9 protein-coding genes are annotated in these 18,456 nt (G+C 46.0%); all 9 read left to right on the top strand.

Annotation, left to right across the window (positions count from 1 at the left end; genetic code table 11):
• Nucleotides 1–2,781, top strand: coding sequence for a glycoside hydrolase family 2 TIM barrel-domain containing protein (locus ACO1NU_RS13790; RefSeq protein ID WP_448819072.1), 2,781 nt, complete (start codon nt 1–3; stop codon nt 2,779–2,781).
• A gap of 1 nt (nt 2,782) precedes the next feature.
• The gene (locus ACO1NU_RS13795; protein ID WP_448819073.1) at nt 2,783–5,554 is read left to right on the top strand and encodes a family 78 glycoside hydrolase catalytic domain; all 2,772 of its coding nucleotides are present in this window, start codon (nt 2,783–2,785) and stop codon (nt 5,552–5,554) included.
• 1 nt (nt 5,555) lies between these two features.
• The gene (locus ACO1NU_RS13800; protein WP_448819074.1) at nt 5,556–6,698 is read left to right on the top strand and encodes a sialidase family protein; all 1,143 of its coding nucleotides are present in this window, start codon (nt 5,556–5,558) and stop codon (nt 6,696–6,698) included.
• A gap of 6 nt (nt 6,699–6,704) precedes the next feature.
• The gene (locus tag ACO1NU_RS13805) at nt 6,705–8,105 is read left to right on the top strand and encodes an alpha/beta hydrolase family protein (RefSeq protein ID WP_448819075.1); all 1,401 of its coding nucleotides are present in this window, start codon (nt 6,705–6,707) and stop codon (nt 8,103–8,105) included.
• A 24-nt stretch (nt 8,106–8,129) separates the two neighbouring features.
• Nucleotides 8,130–9,056 (top strand): sugar phosphate isomerase/epimerase family protein, encoded by a 927-nt coding sequence (locus ACO1NU_RS13810; RefSeq protein ID WP_448819076.1) that lies wholly within the window; start codon nt 8,130–8,132, stop codon nt 9,054–9,056.
• A 114-nt stretch (nt 9,057–9,170) separates the two neighbouring features.
• On the top strand, nt 9,171–11,942 hold the full coding sequence (locus ACO1NU_RS13815) for a glycoside hydrolase family 78 protein (RefSeq protein ID WP_448819077.1): 2,772 nt from the start codon (nt 9,171–9,173) through the stop codon (nt 11,940–11,942).
• A gap of 14 nt (nt 11,943–11,956) precedes the next feature.
• The gene (locus ACO1NU_RS13820; protein WP_448819078.1) at nt 11,957–13,072 is read left to right on the top strand and encodes a glycosylase; all 1,116 of its coding nucleotides are present in this window, start codon (nt 11,957–11,959) and stop codon (nt 13,070–13,072) included.
• Nucleotides 13,073–13,201: 129 nt separating this feature from the next.
• Nucleotides 13,202–15,385 carry an alpha-L-rhamnosidase-related protein gene (locus ACO1NU_RS13825; RefSeq protein WP_448819079.1) on the top strand — a complete coding sequence of 728 codons (2,184 nt, stop codon included), beginning with the start codon at nt 13,202–13,204 and terminating at the stop codon, nt 15,383–15,385.
• A gap of 1 nt (nt 15,386) precedes the next feature.
• Nucleotides 15,387–18,456, top strand: a 3,070-nt coding sequence (locus ACO1NU_RS13830; RefSeq protein WP_448819080.1) for a glycoside hydrolase family 2 TIM barrel-domain containing protein, incomplete at its 3' end; no start/stop codon positions are given.

Genomic DNA, 18,456 nt, shown 5'->3' on the forward strand with positions numbered 1-18,456 from the left:
ATGAAAGTACTTCACATACGTTTCATTTTCGCTCTTTTCCTTTTTTCTCTGGCTGCAAATGCTCAGGAGACAAAAAAACAAATGCTCTCCGGTACCGGCAATGATCATACCGTTAACTGGGACTTTTTTGTTACCGGCGGCATGAAGGCCGGGAAATGGTCCACTATTCCGGTGCCATCTAACTGGGAACTTCAGGGCTTTGGCTCCTATGATTATGGCTTTTCTAAAGATAGCCTTCGCGGAAAAGAGCAGGGATTGTATAAACGTACTTTCCGCTTATCTGATGATTGGAAGAATAAGAAAATCAACATTGTATTTGAGGGATCTATGACAGATACCGAGGTGAAGATCAATGGGAAATTGGCAGGACCGGTTCATCAGGGATCTTTTTATGTATTCAGATACGACATATCAAAACTGGTCAAGTTTGGATCAGAGAACTTATTGGAAGTAAAGGTATCGGAACATTCGGCTAACAAGTCGGTCAACGCTGCTGAGAGGGAGGCTGACTTCTGGTTGTTTGGAGGTATATTTCGTCCGGTTTTTCTGGAAGCTTTGCCTAAAAGTCATATGGAACGCGTGTCGATTGATGCAAAAGCAGATGGCAAGTTCCGTGCAAATGTTATAGCTATGGGATCAGCTACAGAAGTAGGTGTTAAACTTTTCGATACCAACGGAAAGCAGTTCGGCGGTGAAGTGAGAAGTGCTTTAAATAAGAAGACCGGTTCGGTTTTGTTAAACGGTTCGTATCAGTCGCCTAAGCTATGGTCTGCTGAGTTTCCTAATCTCTACAAAGCAGAGTTCACGCTTTACCAGAACAATAAAGCTGTACACACCATCAGCAAGAAATTCGGCTTCAGGACTGTGGAAGTGAAGCCTCGCGACGGTATGTATATCAACGGCGCGAAAATCAAGTTTAAAGGCGTAAACCGCCATTCCTTTTGGCCGACTTCGGGTCGTACAACGAGCAAGAAGCTGAGCGTTACCGACGTCCTGCTGATGAAGGAGATGAATATGAATGCCGTGAGAATGTCGCACTATCCACCGGATGGACATTTTCTGGATGTTTGTGATTCTTTAGGTCTCTATGTGATGGACGAACTGGCGGGATGGCATGGAACATATGATACGCCAACGGGTACCAAGTTGCTTAAAGAGATGATCATCAACGATGAGAACCACCCGTCGATCGTATTCTGGGCGAATGGAAATGAAGGCGGTCATAATCTGGAGCTGGATACCATTTTCCGACAGATGGATCTTCAGAAGAGGCCGGTTATTCATCCGTGGCAGCTATTTGATGGTTTTGAAACTCAGCATTACCGGGAATATGATTATGGAATAGGTAATTACATGCATGGACGTGAAATCGTTATGCCGACAGAGTTTCTGCACGGTATGTATGACGGTGGACACGGCGCAGGATTAGAAGACTACTGGAAAGAAATGTGGCACAGTCCGCTTTCTGCAGGTGGCTTTCTTTGGGATTACGCTGACCAGGGAGTTGTAAGGACTGACAAGAATAATATTATCGATACAGATGGTAACCATGCTGCCGACGGCATCGTTGGGCCTTACCATGAAAAGGAGGGAAGCTTCTATGCCATCAAGGAGATATGGAGTCCGGTTTACATTGAGAGAAGAGAAATTGCGGAAGGCTTTAATGGAGTTTTCCAGGTAGAGAACCGCTATTCGTTCGCTAACTTGAATCAGATTGGTTTCTCATGGAAGCTGGCTAAGATGAAGCAGATGAACGGTGCTGCAGCTGATTCAATTAAGGGACAAATTCAGAGTCCTGATCTGAAACCCCTTGAGAAAGGTTCATTAAAAGTTAATCTTCCGGCAGACTGGAAATCCTATGATGTGCTCTATATCACCGCTACCGGATTAGACAAAAAAGAAATCTTTACCTGGAGTTATCCGATCGTCCGTCCAGCTCATGTTGCTGCACGCATGGTTAAAAAGGAAGCCGCTAGTCAGGTGAAGGTATCTGAAATCGATTCATTATACCGTGTTTCCGTGGGAGATCTTACTGTATCTTTCAGTAAGCGAACAGGAATTTTACGTGAAGTAAAAAATGCGAAGGGTATTATTCCGTTTAATAATGGACCGATCTTACAGGAAGGCGTGAATAATTTCAGTGGGTTTAGCTACAAGATGGAAGGGAAGAATGTTGTTATTGAATCGAAATTTGACAGGAAAAGCAGCTATAATACTTTACAGTGGACCATTTACCCTTCAGGCTGGCTGAAGATGAAAGTGAACTACTTCCCGGGACAGTATTTTACATCTGTAGTGGGACTGAACTTCTCTTACCCGGAGAGCAATACCAAGGGTGTTGAATATATGGGTTCGGGACCATACCGCGTATGGAAGAACAGGATGAAGGGGAATCAGATTGGTGTATGGGAGAAGGAATACAATAACTCTGCTACGGGAGAGCCCCCATTCCAGTATCCGGAATTTAAGGGCTACCACGCTAATATGTACTGGTTAAACTTCCAGGGTAAAGACCAGTCTTTCGCTGTTGTAACCGAGAATGAAGACCTGTATGTCCGCTTGTTCACACCGAAGGTTTCTGATGATCCGTATAATAATGTTGCTCCGGTATTCCCTTCAGGTGATATATCCTTTATGCAGGGTATTTCAGGGATTGGAACGAAGACCCAGAAGACTGAAACGACAGGACCTATGGGTATGAAGAATATCTTTTACGATTATGAGAAGGACCCGAGCAGAGCAAAAGAGATAACTTTGTACTTTAACTTTTCAGGAAAATAGAATGAATTTAAGAGCATATCAAAGTCTTATTTCACGGGCAGGACTTAGCTTCATCATGATGCTGGTTTGTCTGAGCAGTCAGGCAGCAGGCTTTCAGCTGCAGAACCTGCGCACAGAAATGCTGACTGACCCTCAGGGGATCGATGTTCAGCAGCCGCGCCTGAGCTGGGAAATGAGCTCTGCAGGAAGAGGGCTGCGCCAGAGTGCTTATCAGGTTTTAGTTGCCAGTACGCCTGAAAAGCTTGAAGCTGGTAAGGCAGACCTTTGGGATTCAGGAAAGAAGAATTCTGATGAATCACAGCATGTCATTTATTCCGGGCGGAAGCTTAAGAGCAAAGATAAAGCCTTTTGGAAGGTGATCGTTTGGATGAACGATGGCAGTAATGCTTCCAGTAGCATCGCGAAATGGTCTATGGGGTTATTGAGTCCCGTGGAGTGGAAAGGACGCTGGATAGGTCTGGATCGTTCTTTTAAGTGGGATGACGAAGGCCAGTGGTCACGTCTTTCCGCGCGGTATTTCCGTAAGGAGTTCAATGCCAGGAAAACCGTTAAGTCGGCATCTGTATACATCATGGGCATGGGCATGTACAAGCTCTATATCAATGGAGCAAAGATCGGAAACCAGGTACTGGCTCCGGTTCCAACCGACTATACCCAGGGTGTAAAGTATAATGTATTTGATGTTACTGACTACCTGAAAAGCGGAGTAAACACAGTGGGAACGGTATTAGGTAACGGTCGTTTTTATACGATGAGACAGAGCTATAAGCCTTACAAGATCAAGACCTTCGGATACCCGAAGATGTTGCTTAATCTGGAGGTGACTTATACTGACGGAACCTCTGAAACGATTTCCACTGATGATAGCTGGAAGGTTACGGCAGATGGTCCTATCCGCTCTAACAATGAGTATGATGGAGAAGAATATGATGCGACTAAGGAGATGCCGGGATGGAATACTCCAGGTTTTGACGATACCAAGTGGCTCAAGGCAGAATACGTTCAGGAGCCGGGAGGTATGTACGAAGCGCAGATGACGCCGAATATGCGTATCATGGCGACAGTTAAGCCGGTTAGCATCAAGTTATTAAAGCCAGGCGTGTACATCATGGACATGGGGCAGAACATGGCGGGCTGGGTCAAATTGAAAGTGAAGGGCAAGCGTGGAACAGCTGTTTCGTTGCGCTTTGCAGAGACACTTCAGAAAGATGGTGAGCTGTTTGTTGAAAACATGAGAGACGCCAAGGTTAACGATCTCTATATCCTGAAAGGGGATGGTGTGGAAACCTGGCAGCCTTCATTTGTTTATCACGGATTCCGATATGTGGAGATCAAAGGATATCCGGGAACTCCGAAAGCAGAAGACTTTGAAGGGGAGGTGGTGTATGATGAGATGAAGACGGTTGGTAGCTTCCAGACTTCTGATCGTACGATCAACCAGATATATAGAAATGCATATTGGGGTATCCTGAGCAATTATAAGGGTATGCCGGTAGATTGTCCGCAGCGTAACGAGAGACAGCCCTGGTTAGGAGACCGCACGACGGGAGCCTATGGCGAGAGCTTTATTTTCAACAATGGTCGTCTTTATGCCAAGTGGCTTGACGATATTCAGCAGGCTCAGAAGGCGGATGGCAGCATCCCTGATGTAGCCCCAGCTTTCTGGAGATATTATGGCGACAATGTCACGTGGCCGGGAACCTATATCACGGTTGCTAACATGCTTTTGCATCAGTATGGAGATGTTCGTTCTGTTGAACGTCATTATGGATCTATGAAAAAGTGGATCGTCTATATGACCGGCAGGTATATGGAAAACGACCTGATCACCAAAGATAAGTACGGCGACTGGTGCGTTCCGCCGGAGTCTAAAGAGCTTATCCATTCGCAAGATCCGGCAAGGCAGACAGACGGCGTTCTGATCGCAACGGCGACTTTCTACGATCTTTTGATGAAGATGAAGCAGTTTGCGACCCTGGTTAATCAGCGGGAAGATATCGAACTATATACCGCTCTTGCGGGGAAGATCAAATCTGCTTTCAATGAGAAGTTCCTCGATAAATCGACTTATCGCTATGGCAATAACACGGTAACAGCCAACCTGCTGCCATTATACTACGATATGGTTCCTGCTGAGCTGAAGTCCCGGGTATTCCGGAACATCGAAGAGAAGATCCTGGTAGAAAACAATGGGCATATCAGTACAGGAGTCATTGGTACGCAGATGCTGATGAGAGGGTTGACCGACAACGGAAGGTCAGACATCGCTTACAGGATTGCGTCCAATCGCAGCTATCCAAGCTGGGGCTATATGGTAGAGAATGGTGCGACAACGATCTGGGAATTGTGGAATGGTAATACGGCTAGTCCGAAGATGAACTCACAGAACCACGTGATGCTATTGGGTGACCTGATCGTATGGTATTATGAGAACCTGGCAGGTATCAAGTCGGCTGAACAAACAGCCTTCAAGCAGATCGTCATGAATCCTGCTTTCCCTGCAGGACTAACATCCGTGGATGGGTCTTATCACTCTGCTTATGGAAGGATTTCGAGTAGCTGGAGCAAACAGGCCAGGTCTTTTACCTGGGATATTGAAGTTCCTGTGAATACAACTGCCTTGATTCACGTTCCGGCAAAGTCTGCTAAAGACGTGAAAGAAAGCGGAAAGGCAGCATCAGGAGCAAAGGGTGTGAAGTTTATCCGGATAGAAGATGGAAGAGCCATCTTTGAAGTAGGATCGGGACAGTACAAATTTACAAGCAATATATAAGATGAAGATAAAAGGAATAGGCACATGGGTGTTTTTACTTTGCGCAACGATATCACTATCGGCTAATGCGCAAAGCCAGAAATGGAGAAATGGGATTGTTCAGGATGAGTTTATCTATGATTCAGCACCATTTCCTTCCTGTCACTCAGCCACGATTGCAGAAACCCCAACGGGATTGGTTTATGCGTTTTTTGGGGGTACCAAAGAACGTCATCCTGATGTGGAGATCTACGTATCCAGACAGGTAAATGGCAAGTGGCTTGCGCCAGTCTCTGCAGCAAACGGCATTCAGCCTGACGGTAAGCGTCTTCCTACATGGAATCCTGTTTTGTACCAGGTAGAAGGAGGAGACCTCCTGTTGTTTTACAAAATAGGTCCAAAGCCTTCAGAGTGGTGGGGTATGTTAAAAACGTCTAAAGATGGTGGAGCTACCTGGTCAGAAGCGCAGAAATTGCCAGAAGGATATCTCGGTCCCGTGAAGAACAAGCCTGTCTTGTTGAGCAACGGTAACCTGTTTTGCCCGACCAGTACAGAAGGTAAAGGGTGGAGAATACATTTTGAGGTAACTCCTGATTTCGGTAAAACCTGGCGTAAGATAGGTCCTCTGGATCAGGGAAAAGATACTGTAGACGCAATCCAGCCAAGTATCCTTGATCATGGAAAGGGCAAACTGCAGATTCTTGCTCGTACACGCAACAGGGCTATTGTGGAATCATGGTCAAACGACAACGGTGAAACATGGACGCCTTTAGCAAAGACCAGCCTGCCAAATAATAATTCCGGTACAGATGCTGTAACAACCAAAGATGGTTTGCATGTACTTGTTTATAATCATGTTTTGCCTCCGGGGAAATTGGCAAAGGGTGCCAGGACACCGTTAAATGTTGCTGTTTCAAAAGATGGCAAGAAATGGAAGGCAGCTTTGATTCTGGAAGATTCGCCAATCAGTCAATACTCTTATCCTGCTGTTATTCAGACATCAGACGGAATGCTTCATTTCGCCTATACCTGGAGAAGACAGAAGATGAAGCATGTAGTAGTTGATCCTGCTAAGCTGAAGACAAAGAAGATCAAAAAAGGAAAATGGCCTGCTCTTAAGGGGTATGTTGCGCCTGTAGGTGCTGAGGCACATGAAGATTTGTAGAAGAATATGTTAGGTAGCAGACAATATAGCTTGTTTTTTCTCTTGTTCGGCTTGAGCTTTATAGCCAGAGCGCAGAACTCGGATGACCAGTACCGCAAGCCTCTTCAGGTGGTACTTGATGATATTCAGAAGCGTTTCAACGTGACGATTAAAGCAGATCAGGCGCTTGTAAAAGACAAGTGGGTGACTTATGCGGACTGGCGTTTTCGAGATGATGCAGATGTTACCCTGAACAATGTACTGGCGCCTTTAGACCTCAAGGTCAACAAAGAAGGCCCCGGTAAGTATAAGCTGAAGAACTTTGAATATCATCGTTGGTCAGTTGAAGACGGCTGGGAGCATCATGATAAGATTGCTGCTTCTTATCATGATGTGGCTACATGGGCAAGGCGAAAAGTCGTGCTTAAACAGGAGCTCTACGCGGCTCTGGGTCTGGCGAATATGCCTGCAAGGCCAGTGTCGAAACCTATTATCACACCTAAGCGCGTGATGAATGGCTACACTGTAGAAAATATTGCTATTGAAATCCTGCCAGGTGTATATATCAACGGTTCATTGTACAAACCTGCAAAGATCAGGGGAAAGATTCCGGTGGTATTGAGCCCCGACGGCCACTGGGGAGGACACCGTTTCCGGAAGGAAGCACAACTTCGTTGTGCTTCGATAGCCAGAATGGGTGCTATGGCGTTCAGCTATGATCTTTTTGCCTGGGGCGAATCCTTGCTTCAGTTCAATAGTGAAGATCACCGGAGAAGTCTGGCTGTAACTATCCAGGCTTTAGGCGGGATCCGCATATTGGATTACTTGTTGAGTCTGGACCAGGTGGATAGAAAGCGTGTTGGGATCAGTGGAGGATCAGGAGGTGGTAGTCATACTACGCTGATGACGGCAATGGACGACAGGATTACGCTGGCTGCGCCGGTTGTTTCCCTTTCATCTTACTTCTTTGGAGGCTGTCCATGCGAAAGTGGAATGCCCATCCATCAGTGCGGAGGAGGGACGAACAATTTGGAGCTTGCCGCCATGGCAGCACCGCGACCCCAACTTGTCGTGTCTGACGGTAAAGACTGGACAGACAAGATGCCTGAGCATGATTTTCCATATCTGCAGAAGATCTATGGGTATTACGGCAAATCAGGTAATGTGGAGAACGTCCATTTACCTGAAGAAGGACATGACTATGGAATCTCTAAGAGGAAAGCCCTTTATGCATTTTTGGCAAAGCATTTCAAGCTTGACGAAAGTCAGATTCAATACGTAAACGGTCAGGAGAGTGGAATAACCATTGAACCGGAAAAAGCGCTGTATGTCTTTGGAGATAATGGCGAGAAGTTGCCGGCGCATGCAGTGAAAGGCTTTGAGAACCTGGAGAAGGTGTTCAAAGCGGAGACCGCAAAAAATAGATAGATTCACCCTGCTTTAGTTTAGAAAATGGAAGATCAGACAGGAAAAATACACAGACGAAAGTTTCTTAGCCAGGCGGGTCTGGCACTTGCAGGCACTCTGATACTGCCCCGATTGACAAAGGCAGAAGAGTTGGCGTCATTGTTTACAGCAGATCTCTCCCGCTACAAAGTGGCAGTTGTTGACCTGATGATATTGAAGAGGCAGAAGTTAAGTGCAATCGCTTTAACCAGGGACATCGGCGCTGATGGCCTGGAGATAGACATGGGCGGACTGGGACAGCGGGATACCTTTGATAATAAGCTGGCAGATCCAAATACGCGGGCTGAGTTTATTAAGCAAGCCAGGGCCATGAACGTTGAGATTTGTTCGCTGGCCATGACGGGCTTCTATGCGCAGTCGCTCGCCACCCGTCCCACTTATAAACGAATGATCCAGGATTGCCTGGATACGGCGAAAGCCATGAACGTAAAGGTGGCATTCCTTCCCCTTGGCGTACAGGGCGATCTGGTTAAAAACCCGGAACTGCGTCCAGCCATAGTGGAGCGATTGAAGGTAGCCGGCAAGATGGCGAAGAAGGCAGGGGTTGTGATTGGAATTGAAACCGCTCTCGATGCGCAGGAAGAAGTCCGTCTGTTAAAAGACATCGGATCAAAAAACGTCAAAAGTTATTTCAACTTTTCAAATGCATTGAAGAATAACCGGGATCTGTACGAAGAGCTCCGCATTTTGGGTAGAAAAAATATCTGTCAGATACACTGTACAGATGACGATGGTGTATGGCTGCAGAATAACCCCCGTATCGATATGAAGCGGGTGAAAGCAACACTTGACGATATGGGCTGGAGAGGCTGGCTGGTTATTGAGCGTTCGCGGGACGCGAAAGATCCACGAAACGTCAAGTGGAACTTCTCTGCAAACACAGCCTATGTTAAATCCGTGTTCCAGAATTAATTTGTAATATAATTGTTGAAGATAACATCATACAATATATAGCCAACTTCTTATAACAATAACCTGCGTGCTTGGAGTATTTTTGTTGTTCTAACCAGGATACTTAGATAAAATATGCACAAACTAGCAGTTGTTATTTGCCTGTTGTTTTTTTCAGCACAGGTTATTGGAAAGGATCTGGAGGTGACGAATCTTCGCACGGAATACAAGACCAACCCTTTGGGGCTGGACTTGAAGGCGCCCCGCTTTAGCTGGGAGCTGCTTGCTGCTGACCGGAATGTTTCTCAGACTGCTTATCACATATTAGTATCAGACAATCTATCACTTCTTGACAAGAACATCGGCAATGTGTGGGACAGCAAACTCGTTCAATCGGATGCCTCTATCCAGGTTGCTTATAAAGGGCAGCCCCTGCAATCAGCAAAGACCTATTACTGGAAAGTTAAAGTAAGCGACAACAAGAAGCGAACCTCTTCATGGAGTAAAAGCGGTATGTGGCAGATGGGGTTGCTGAAAGCGGGCGACTGGATGAATGCCAAGTGGATCGCTTACGATAGAATCCCCGATTCGCTCGCTAATCCTCTGGTTTCTGATGCCAAGAAGGATAAAACCAATGATAACAATACACTTCCTTTACTAAGAAAAGATTTCCGGATCAAGAAGCAGGTAAGAAAAGCGACTGTTTTCATTTCAGGTCTCGGACATTTTGAGCTGAGTTTGAATGGTAAAAAAGTAGGGGAGAATTTCCTGGATCCAGGATGGACCAAGTACGATAAGCAGGCACTCTATGTGACTTTTGATGCTACTGAGCTGCTGAAAAAAGGTGATAACGCCGTGGGTGTTATGCTGGGAAACGGCTTCTACTATGTGCCTCCCGTTAGGAAGCGATTCAGAAAGTTGAAGACCGCGTTTGGTTATCCGAAAATGATCTGCCGGATTGCTATAGAATACGCAGATGGAAGCACGGATAATGTGATCAGCGATACATCATGGAAGACAGCGCAAAGTCCCGTTATATTTTCCAGTATTTATGGCGGAGAAGATTACAACGCTAATTTGGAGCAGAAGGGCTGGGATTCTCCGGGCTTCAAAGCGAAATCCTGGAGACCGGTAGTCACCGTTGATGGTCCTCCGAAACTTGACCCACAACTGGCTGAGCCGGTCAAGATAGCAGAACGGTTTTCACCTGTTAAAGTGGCGAGTCCGGCTGCAGGAATATGGGTTTATGATATGGGTCAGAATGCCTCCGCAATTCCCTATATCCAGGTAAAAGGGAAGAAAGGTGATACCGTAAGGATCACTCCGGCAGAGTTGCTAAAGGCAGACGGCACAGTCAATCAGAAGGCGACAGGTAGTCCGCACTATTATGAATATATCTTAAAAGGCGATGGCGTAGAGACCTGGCATCCTCGCTTCACTTATTATGGCTTTCGTTATCTGGAGGTGAGCGGTGCTGTGCCGGCAGGAAAACCTAACCAGGAAGCTAAGCCAACTCTCCAGACTTTACAGAGCCTGCACATCCGTAATGCGGCTGCAGATGTGGGGACTTTCTCCTCTTCTTCTGATCTTTTTAATAAAACCGATGTCTTGATTGAATGGGCGATGAAAAGCAACATGATGAGTGTGCTCACGGATTGCCCGCATCGCGAGAAGCTCGGCTGGCTTGAGCAGGTACATCTGATGGGCGGATCCCTGATGTACAATTATGATGTTCTTAATCTCTATAAGAAGACAATGGGAGACATCCGGTACTCGCAGACGAGCGAAGGATTAGTTCCCGAGATAGCGCCAGAGTATGTTACATTCTCCTGGGGAGGAACGATGTTCAGAGATTCGCCGGAATGGGGAAGTTCCAGTATCATCGCACCCTGGTATGCATACCACTGGTATGGAGATGAACGCATCCTGGAGGAAAACTATGATGTGATGAAGCGTTACATCGCTTATCTTAAGAGCCAGGCCAAAGAAGATATTCTGTATCAGGGACTAGGAGACTGGTTTGATCTGGGTCCTAACCGTCCCGGAGTATCTCAACTTACACCTATGGGCGTAACAGGTACGGCGACTTTCTATTATGATCTTGGCATCATGAGTAAAATAGCCCGCAAGATTGGGAAGCCCGAAGATGCAGCTGAGTATGATGCCCTTGCAGTGAAGGTAAAGAAGGCTTTCAATGATAAGTTCTTCAATAAAGCGACTAATCAGTATGCTACCGGCAGTCAGACATCAAACGCTATGGCCCTATACATGGATCTGGTAGATCCGAAGGATAGAGATGCTGTGCTTGCCAATTTGATCAAGGACATCAGGAATAGAAACAACAGTCTCACCGCCGGCGACATTGGCTACAGGTACCTTCTTCGCGTGCTGGAAGAAGCCGGGCGTTCAGACGTTATATACGATATGAACAGCCGTTCAGACGTGCCGGGTTATGGCTATCAGCTTGCGAAAGGCGCCACCGCGCTTACGGAATCCTGGCAAGCTTTAGAAAACGTCTCTAACAATCATTTCATGCTTGGTCACCTGATGGAGTGGTTCTATAGTGGTCTTGCTGGAATCAGAGCTGATGAAGGCAGCGTTGCGTACAAGAAGGTAGTGATTCATCCGGAGCCTGTTGGAGATCTGACGAGTGCAAAAGGAGAGCTCAATTCTCCCTATGGAAAGATCGAAAGTAGCTGGGTGAAAAAAGGCGGTTCGTTTGAGCTTCGTGTTCGCATTCCATCCAATACTTCTGCTACAGTTTATTTACCTGCTGATCCCGGTAGTGTCATCCGGGAAAGTGGGAACAATATAGAGGAGAGCAGGGAGTTCGGTAATATCAAGTTTGTAAAGGGCAGAGCAGCTATCTCAGTTGGATCTGGCTTGTATGTATTTAGTGTTCAATAATTTAGATGATATCCATGAATTTTAGAAACCTATTGCTTGTTTCTCTTTGTTCATTCGGTCTGACTGGCGTTGCAAACGCTCAAACCGGAAAAAAGACTGTTTCGGAAGAACGGATGCAGGCAGTTTACAACGAAATCAAAACACCCTATAAATACGGGCTCGTAATGGTACCTCCGGATAATTCGGAGAAAATGGATTGTCCGAGCGTGTTCCGCAAGGGAAATAAGTGGTATATGACTTATCTGATCTACGGCGGTCGGGGTTACGAGACCTGGTTGGCAGAAAGTAAGAATTTGCTGGACTGGAAGGTTAAAGGCAGGATCATGTCTTTTTCAGATACGACAGACTGGGACGTTAACCAGAAAGCCGGCTATGTAGCCTTACAGGACCCGAAATGGGGAGGTAACTATAAGTGGAAGTCTTATAAGGGAAAGCATTGGATGTCTTATTTCGGAGGGAACTCCAAGGGATATGAAGCAGGAGTGCTGTCTATAGGCATGGCCTTTACCAAAAAGGATCCTACAAAAGTGCATGAATGGGATAGGCTGGATAAGCCTGTTCTGACACCCCACGATAAAGATGTAAGGTGGTGGGAAAACAGCACGATGTATAAAAACTCAATTGTGTACGATAAATCGAAAACTACAGGAGCACCCTTTGTGATGTATTACAATGCCCGCGGAGATAGCCTGAAGCCTCATCGTGGCAGTGAGCGTATCGGAATGGCACTTTCAGATGATATGGTAAACTGGAGAAGGTTTCAGAAAGATCCGGTATTAGGGAAGTTCAATAAAGGAATTACCGGAGACGCCGTGGTGCAGAAGATGGGTGATATGTGGGTCATGTTCTATTTCGGTGCATTCTGGCAAGGTACAAAGGGCGCATTTAATCGATTTGCGTGCTCCTATGATCTGGTGAATTGGACAGATTGGAAAGGGGAGAACCTGATCGAGCCTTCCACCCCTTACGATGAATTGTTTGCTCACAAGTCTTTCGTAGTGAAGCACAAGGGAGTAGTATATCACTTTTATTGCGCTGTAAATAAGAAAGATCAGCGAGGTATCGCTGTTGCCACATCAATCGATAAAGGTACCAGCAAGTTAAATTTTGTTCAGCCACCTAAAAAGTAAGGTCCACTTATGGTTCGTTCCACAAAAGCTATACTTCTGATTTTATGTCTTTCTCCTTCGGGCAGCTGCCGACACAAAATGGCTCAGCACTAACAACCATTATACAATAGCTTAATTTTTGAAAAGGTTATGAAGAAATACGGAAACATCAGCAAAGCTTTTTTTGCTTGCTGCTTATTCTTACTATCGACCGGAAGTGGGAGCTTTGCGCAAAGCAAGGCTACCTGGATCTGGTACCCTGGTGATTTTGAGGTATGGCTAAGCAATGATATGCAGAATCGCCGAACCGAAAGAGGAACGTTTTTCCCCCCTTTCTGGAGGCAGGACAGCCACTACGTGCTTATTGATTTCCACAAGGTATTTGATTTGAAGGAAGCGGAAGAAGTTGAAATCAGGGCGGAGGGGCAGTACAATGTCAAGCTTGACGGAAAGATGATCAGCGGCTATCCCAAGAAAATCACCATCCCCGCGGGTAAACACAAGTTAAACCTCAAAGTTCATAACCAGGCGCAGGTGCCTTCCATCTATGTGAAGGGAAAAACGATTGTTTCTGACTCCAGCTGGTTGGTAACGTTTGAAGACAAGGAATGGATAGACGAAACGGGAAAGGCATCTGATCAGTCGGGTACTACCTGGCTGAAAGCAGGATCATGGAACTTCAATCGCCCGGATCTTCCGCCTTCAACCTTCAAGTTAGCTACGCGTCCACAATATGCAGTATCTACCAAACGCACCAATAACAGCCTGCTGGTTGATTTTGGGAAAGAGACCTTTGGCTTTGTGAAACTTCACGGGCTAAGAGGTAAAGGTAAGGTGAACATCTATTATGGCGAATCGAAAGAAGAGGCACTGGCTACAGAGACCTGCGAGACCATGGACAATCTCGAGATCGGCGGCTCTGCAGTGCAGGATTCGTTGATTAACCTGTCCAAGGCTTTCCGGTTTATTAATATCCAGCTTGAAGGTGGTGTTCAACTCGACTCCGCATCTATGTTATATGAGTATCTGCCGGTGGCGGACAGAGGTAAATTCAGATCTTCCGACGCACAGCTAAATAAGATCTGGGATATATCTAAATATACCATGGAACTGACCACCCGTGAGTTCTTTATCGACGGGATTAAACGCGACAGGTGGATCTGGTCGGGAGATGCTTACCAAAGTTATCTGATGAACTACTACCTGGCATTTGACTCACCCTCTGTTACCAGAACCATCCTGGCATTAAGAGGAAAGGAGCCGGTGAGCAGCCATATCAACACGATCATGGATTATACCTTCTACTGGTTCCTGAGTGTGCATGATTACTATAAATACACCGGGGATAAAGAATTTGTCACCCAGTTATATCCGAGGATGAAAACCCTGATAGACTACTGTTTGTCCCGCAGAAATGCAAACGGCATGATGGAAGGTCTTGCAGGCGACTGGGTGTTCATTGATTGGGCAGAGAAATTAAGCAAACAAGGAGAGGTGAGCTTTGAACAGTTGCTGTTGTGCAGAAGTTTGGAGACCATGGCTCAGTGTGCTGATCTGGCTGATCATACTTCAGATGCTACCAATTACAGAAAGATGGCAACAGACCTGAAATCTAAAATCTTTGCTGCATACTGGAATGATGACAAGAAGGCATTGGTACACAGTCGCGTAAACGGTGTACAATCTGATAACGTAACACGCTACGCCAACATGTTCGGAATCTTCTTCGATTATTTCAGTAAAAAGCAAAAAGAACAGGTTAAACAAAGTGTATTGCTGAATGACAAAGTTCAGAAGATCGTAACACCATATATGCGTTTCTACGAATTAGAAGCACTTTGTGCGATGGGAGAGCAGGCATACGTGTTGAAGGAGATCAAAGATTACTGGGGTGGGATGCTCGACTTGGGCGCTACATCGTTCTGGGAAGAATATAACCCTTCAAAAAAAGGTGCAGAGCATTATGCCATGTACGGAAGAGAATTTGGCAAAAGCTTATGCCATGCATGGGGTGCAAGTCCCATTTATCTGATGGGCAGGTATTATCTCGGCGTGCAGCCCTTAAGCGCCGGTTATGAAACCTATTCAATTCAGCCCGTACTGGGAGGATTGAAGTGGATGGAAGGCGCAGTACCGACTCCTGCTGGCGACATCAAAATATATTGTAGCACGAGTGAAATCAGAGTGAACTCTCCGGTAGGTAAAGGGATCCTGAAAATAAAAAGCCGTACTAAGCCCGTGTGTAAAAATGCGGCTATAGTGTCAAAAGGAAATGGACTTTATGAGATAGCTCTCGAAAAAGGCCAGGATTATAAAATTGCGTATAAACTTTAACATGATTAAGATTAGTCTTCGTTCATATTTTCTGACACTGGTATACATGTGTGCCGGTGCAGTGTCTGCCCAGACTGTAGATGGTTTGCCGGCAGTAGTTCCTCCGGTGCCTGGAATCTTTAACCTTGAGCCCTGGGAAGATCAGACAGTAACCAGCATTAATAGAGAACCGGCACGGGCAACAGGATATTCATTCAAGTCTGAGAAGGAAGCTCTGATAGGCGACAGAGATAAAAGCGGAAGAATACTGATGCTGAACGGAGACTGGGATTTTTCATTTGCATTTAAACCTGATGATGCTCCGAAGGATTTCTACAAGTCCCGGGTAAGCGGATGGAAAAAGCTCGAAGTACCATCTAGCTGGGAGATGAAGGGTTATGATATTCCGATCTATAAGAGTGCGGTTTATCCGTTCCAGACCGTCGATCCGCCCCGCGTGCCGAAGGATTATAATGCGGTAGGTTCCTTTCAGAAGGTATTTAATTTACCGGCGGACTGGAAGAACATGAACATTACCCTCCACTTTGGCGGAGTAAGTTCAGGGTTCAAAGTATGGCTAAATGGTAAATTCCTGGGTTATGGTGAGGATAGCTGCCTGCCTTCTGAGTTTAATATTACACCTTACCTGCAAGCTGGAGAGAATATTGTTTCCGTTCAGGTTATTCGCTGGAGCGATGGTACCTATCTGGAAGATCAGGACCATTGGCGAATGAGCGGGATTCACCGTGAGGTGATGCTTATGGCTGAACCAAAGGTGCGTATTGCAGATTTTCATTGGCAGGCAAAGCTCGACAAGGATTACAAAGATGCTGTATTCAGCATCCGTCCCCGCATTGATAACTTTAGCGGCAAAGCCATTCCGGGATATAACCTGAAGGCGCAACTATATGATAAGCATGGCAAGCCGGTTTTGGAGAAAGCCCTTGAGCGCTCTGCAGAATCTATCGTAAATGAGATCTATCCACGACTGGATAATGTGAAGTTTGGACTTTTAGAGACGACTATCAAGAACCCCGACAAATGGAGTGATGAGACACCGAACCTGTATACCCTGGTACTTACGCTTACAGATTCGCTGGGCAATGTGCAGGAAGCTAAAAGCTGCAAAGTAGGTTTTCGTTCTATCGAGTTTTCTAAAGAAAATGGAAAACTGCTGATCAATGGGAAGGTAACTTATCTGTACGGTGTAAATCGCCATGATCAACATCCATCCAAAGGAAAAGCACTATCGAGAGAAGATATCCGTAAGGATGTGGAGATGATTAAGCAGTTTAACTTCAACTGTATCCGTACCAGTCATTACCCCAACGATCCGTACTTCTATGACCTTTGCGACGAATATGGTATCCTGGTGATGGATGAAGCCAATCATGAAACGCATGGGCTTGGCGGTAAGCTGAGTAATGACCCCACCTGGACGCATGCCTTTATGGAACGCGTTACCAGAATGGCTATGCGGGATAAAAATCACCCGAGCATTATTATCTGGAGCCTGGGGAATGAAGCAGGCAGAGGCCCTAACCATGCTGCAATGGCTGAATGGTTGCGCGACTTTGACATTACCCGTCCGATTCACTATGAGCCGGCGCAGGGAAATCACCGTGCAGAAGGGTATATGGATCCCTCAGATCCACGCTATCTCAAGTCGAACGACCACTCACACCGTATAGGCAATATGACGGATCAGCCTTACGTCGATATGATCAGCCGTTTCTACCCGGGCGTATTTACACCTAAATTGCTGCTTGATCAGAAGAATAACGATAACAGACCCATCATATTTGTTGAGTATTCTCATGCCATGGGTAATTCTAACGGCAACATGAAAGAATTCTGGGATGTTTTCCGTTCTAATCCACGCCTTATTGGTGGATGCATCTGGGAGTTCAGAGATCACGGCTTGATCAAGAAAGACTCTACGGGCAGGGAGTTCTTTGCCTACGGAGGAGATTTTGGAGAGAAAAGACATGATTCAAACTTCAGTATCGATGGTATGGTATCTTCCGACGGGCGGCCTAAAGCCGCTATGTACGAGTGTAAACGCGTGTATCAGCCTGTTGAAACCACAATGAGATCGGGAAATATTCTGCATATCGAAAACAGACATGCCGCTAAATCATTAGCAGGCTATGAGGTGACGCTGATCATCCGCGAAGACGGAAAGCCAGTGATCACCAGGGTTCTCCCCCGCATGAATCTTGCTGCAGGCAAAGACACGTTGATAAACATCAGCCGCTATTTACCTAAACTGAAGAGCGGCTCTGAATACCTCGCAGATATTCACTTTACGCTCCCTCAAAACGAACTTTGGGCACCAAAGGGACATGAGATTGCGTCAAATCAGTTCGCTCTCACAGGTGTTGCCACCAAGAACACCGCCGCTGTTAAATATCCTGAAGTTAAGTTGGATGAAACGACAAATGCAATCAACTTAAGCGGACCATCATTCAAATTGACGATCAGCAAAGAGAATGGAGCATTAATATCTTACGTCAATGAGGGAGAAGAGCAGGTCTTCAGTCCGCTATTGCCTCACTTTACCAGACCTCAGACAGATAATGACAGAAGGGGATGGAAGCCGAATAAAAAGCTGAAAGAATGGTACGAATCAAAATTGACACTAACAGATGTTAAGGCACAGAAAACCGGTGCCGGAGTAGTTCAAGTGAGCAGCAACTACTCGCTGATTGAAGGAAAGGCGACTGCAAAAGTGGTTTATACCTTAAACGGAAGTGGCGTATTAAAAGTGGATTATTCTCTTAATCCGACTGCTGGTCTACCTAACATTCCGAAAGTGGGCATGCAGATGGGTATCCGGAGAAATTACGAGCAGATATCCTGGTATGGAAGAGGTCCTGTAGAAAACTACCTGGACAAGCGCTACGGTTTCGATGCAGCTATATATTCACAGCCTATCGGGCAATTTATGGAGCCATACGTTTATCCACAGGAGAACGGTAACCGCACCGATGTAAGATGGATGCAATTGGCTGATGCGAAGAATGGAAAGGGGCTGATTGTAGCTGCTGACAGTCTTCTCAGCATGAGTGCATGGCCGTATACTGAAGCGG

It is taken from the genome of Arcticibacter sp. (assembly GCF_053551015.1).

Coding starts and splice junctions, on each gene's coding strand:
- ACO1NU_RS13805 (WP_448819075.1), top strand. CDS start 6,705: ATGTTAGGTAGCAGACAATATAGCTTGTTTTTTCTCTTGTTCGGCTTG.
- ACO1NU_RS13790 (WP_448819072.1), top strand. CDS start 1: ATGAAAGTACTTCACATACGTTTCATTTTCGCTCTTTTCCTTTTTTCT.
- ACO1NU_RS13810 (WP_448819076.1), top strand. CDS start 8,130: ATGGAAGATCAGACAGGAAAAATACACAGACGAAAGTTTCTTAGCCAG.
- ACO1NU_RS13795 (WP_448819073.1), top strand. CDS start 2,783: ATGAATTTAAGAGCATATCAAAGTCTTATTTCACGGGCAGGACTTAGC.
- ACO1NU_RS13825 (WP_448819079.1), top strand. CDS start 13,202: ATGAAGAAATACGGAAACATCAGCAAAGCTTTTTTTGCTTGCTGCTTA.
- ACO1NU_RS13800 (WP_448819074.1), top strand. CDS start 5,556: ATGAAGATAAAAGGAATAGGCACATGGGTGTTTTTACTTTGCGCAACG.
- ACO1NU_RS13815 (WP_448819077.1), top strand. CDS start 9,171: ATGCACAAACTAGCAGTTGTTATTTGCCTGTTGTTTTTTTCAGCACAG.
- ACO1NU_RS13820 (WP_448819078.1), top strand. CDS start 11,957: ATGAATTTTAGAAACCTATTGCTTGTTTCTCTTTGTTCATTCGGTCTG.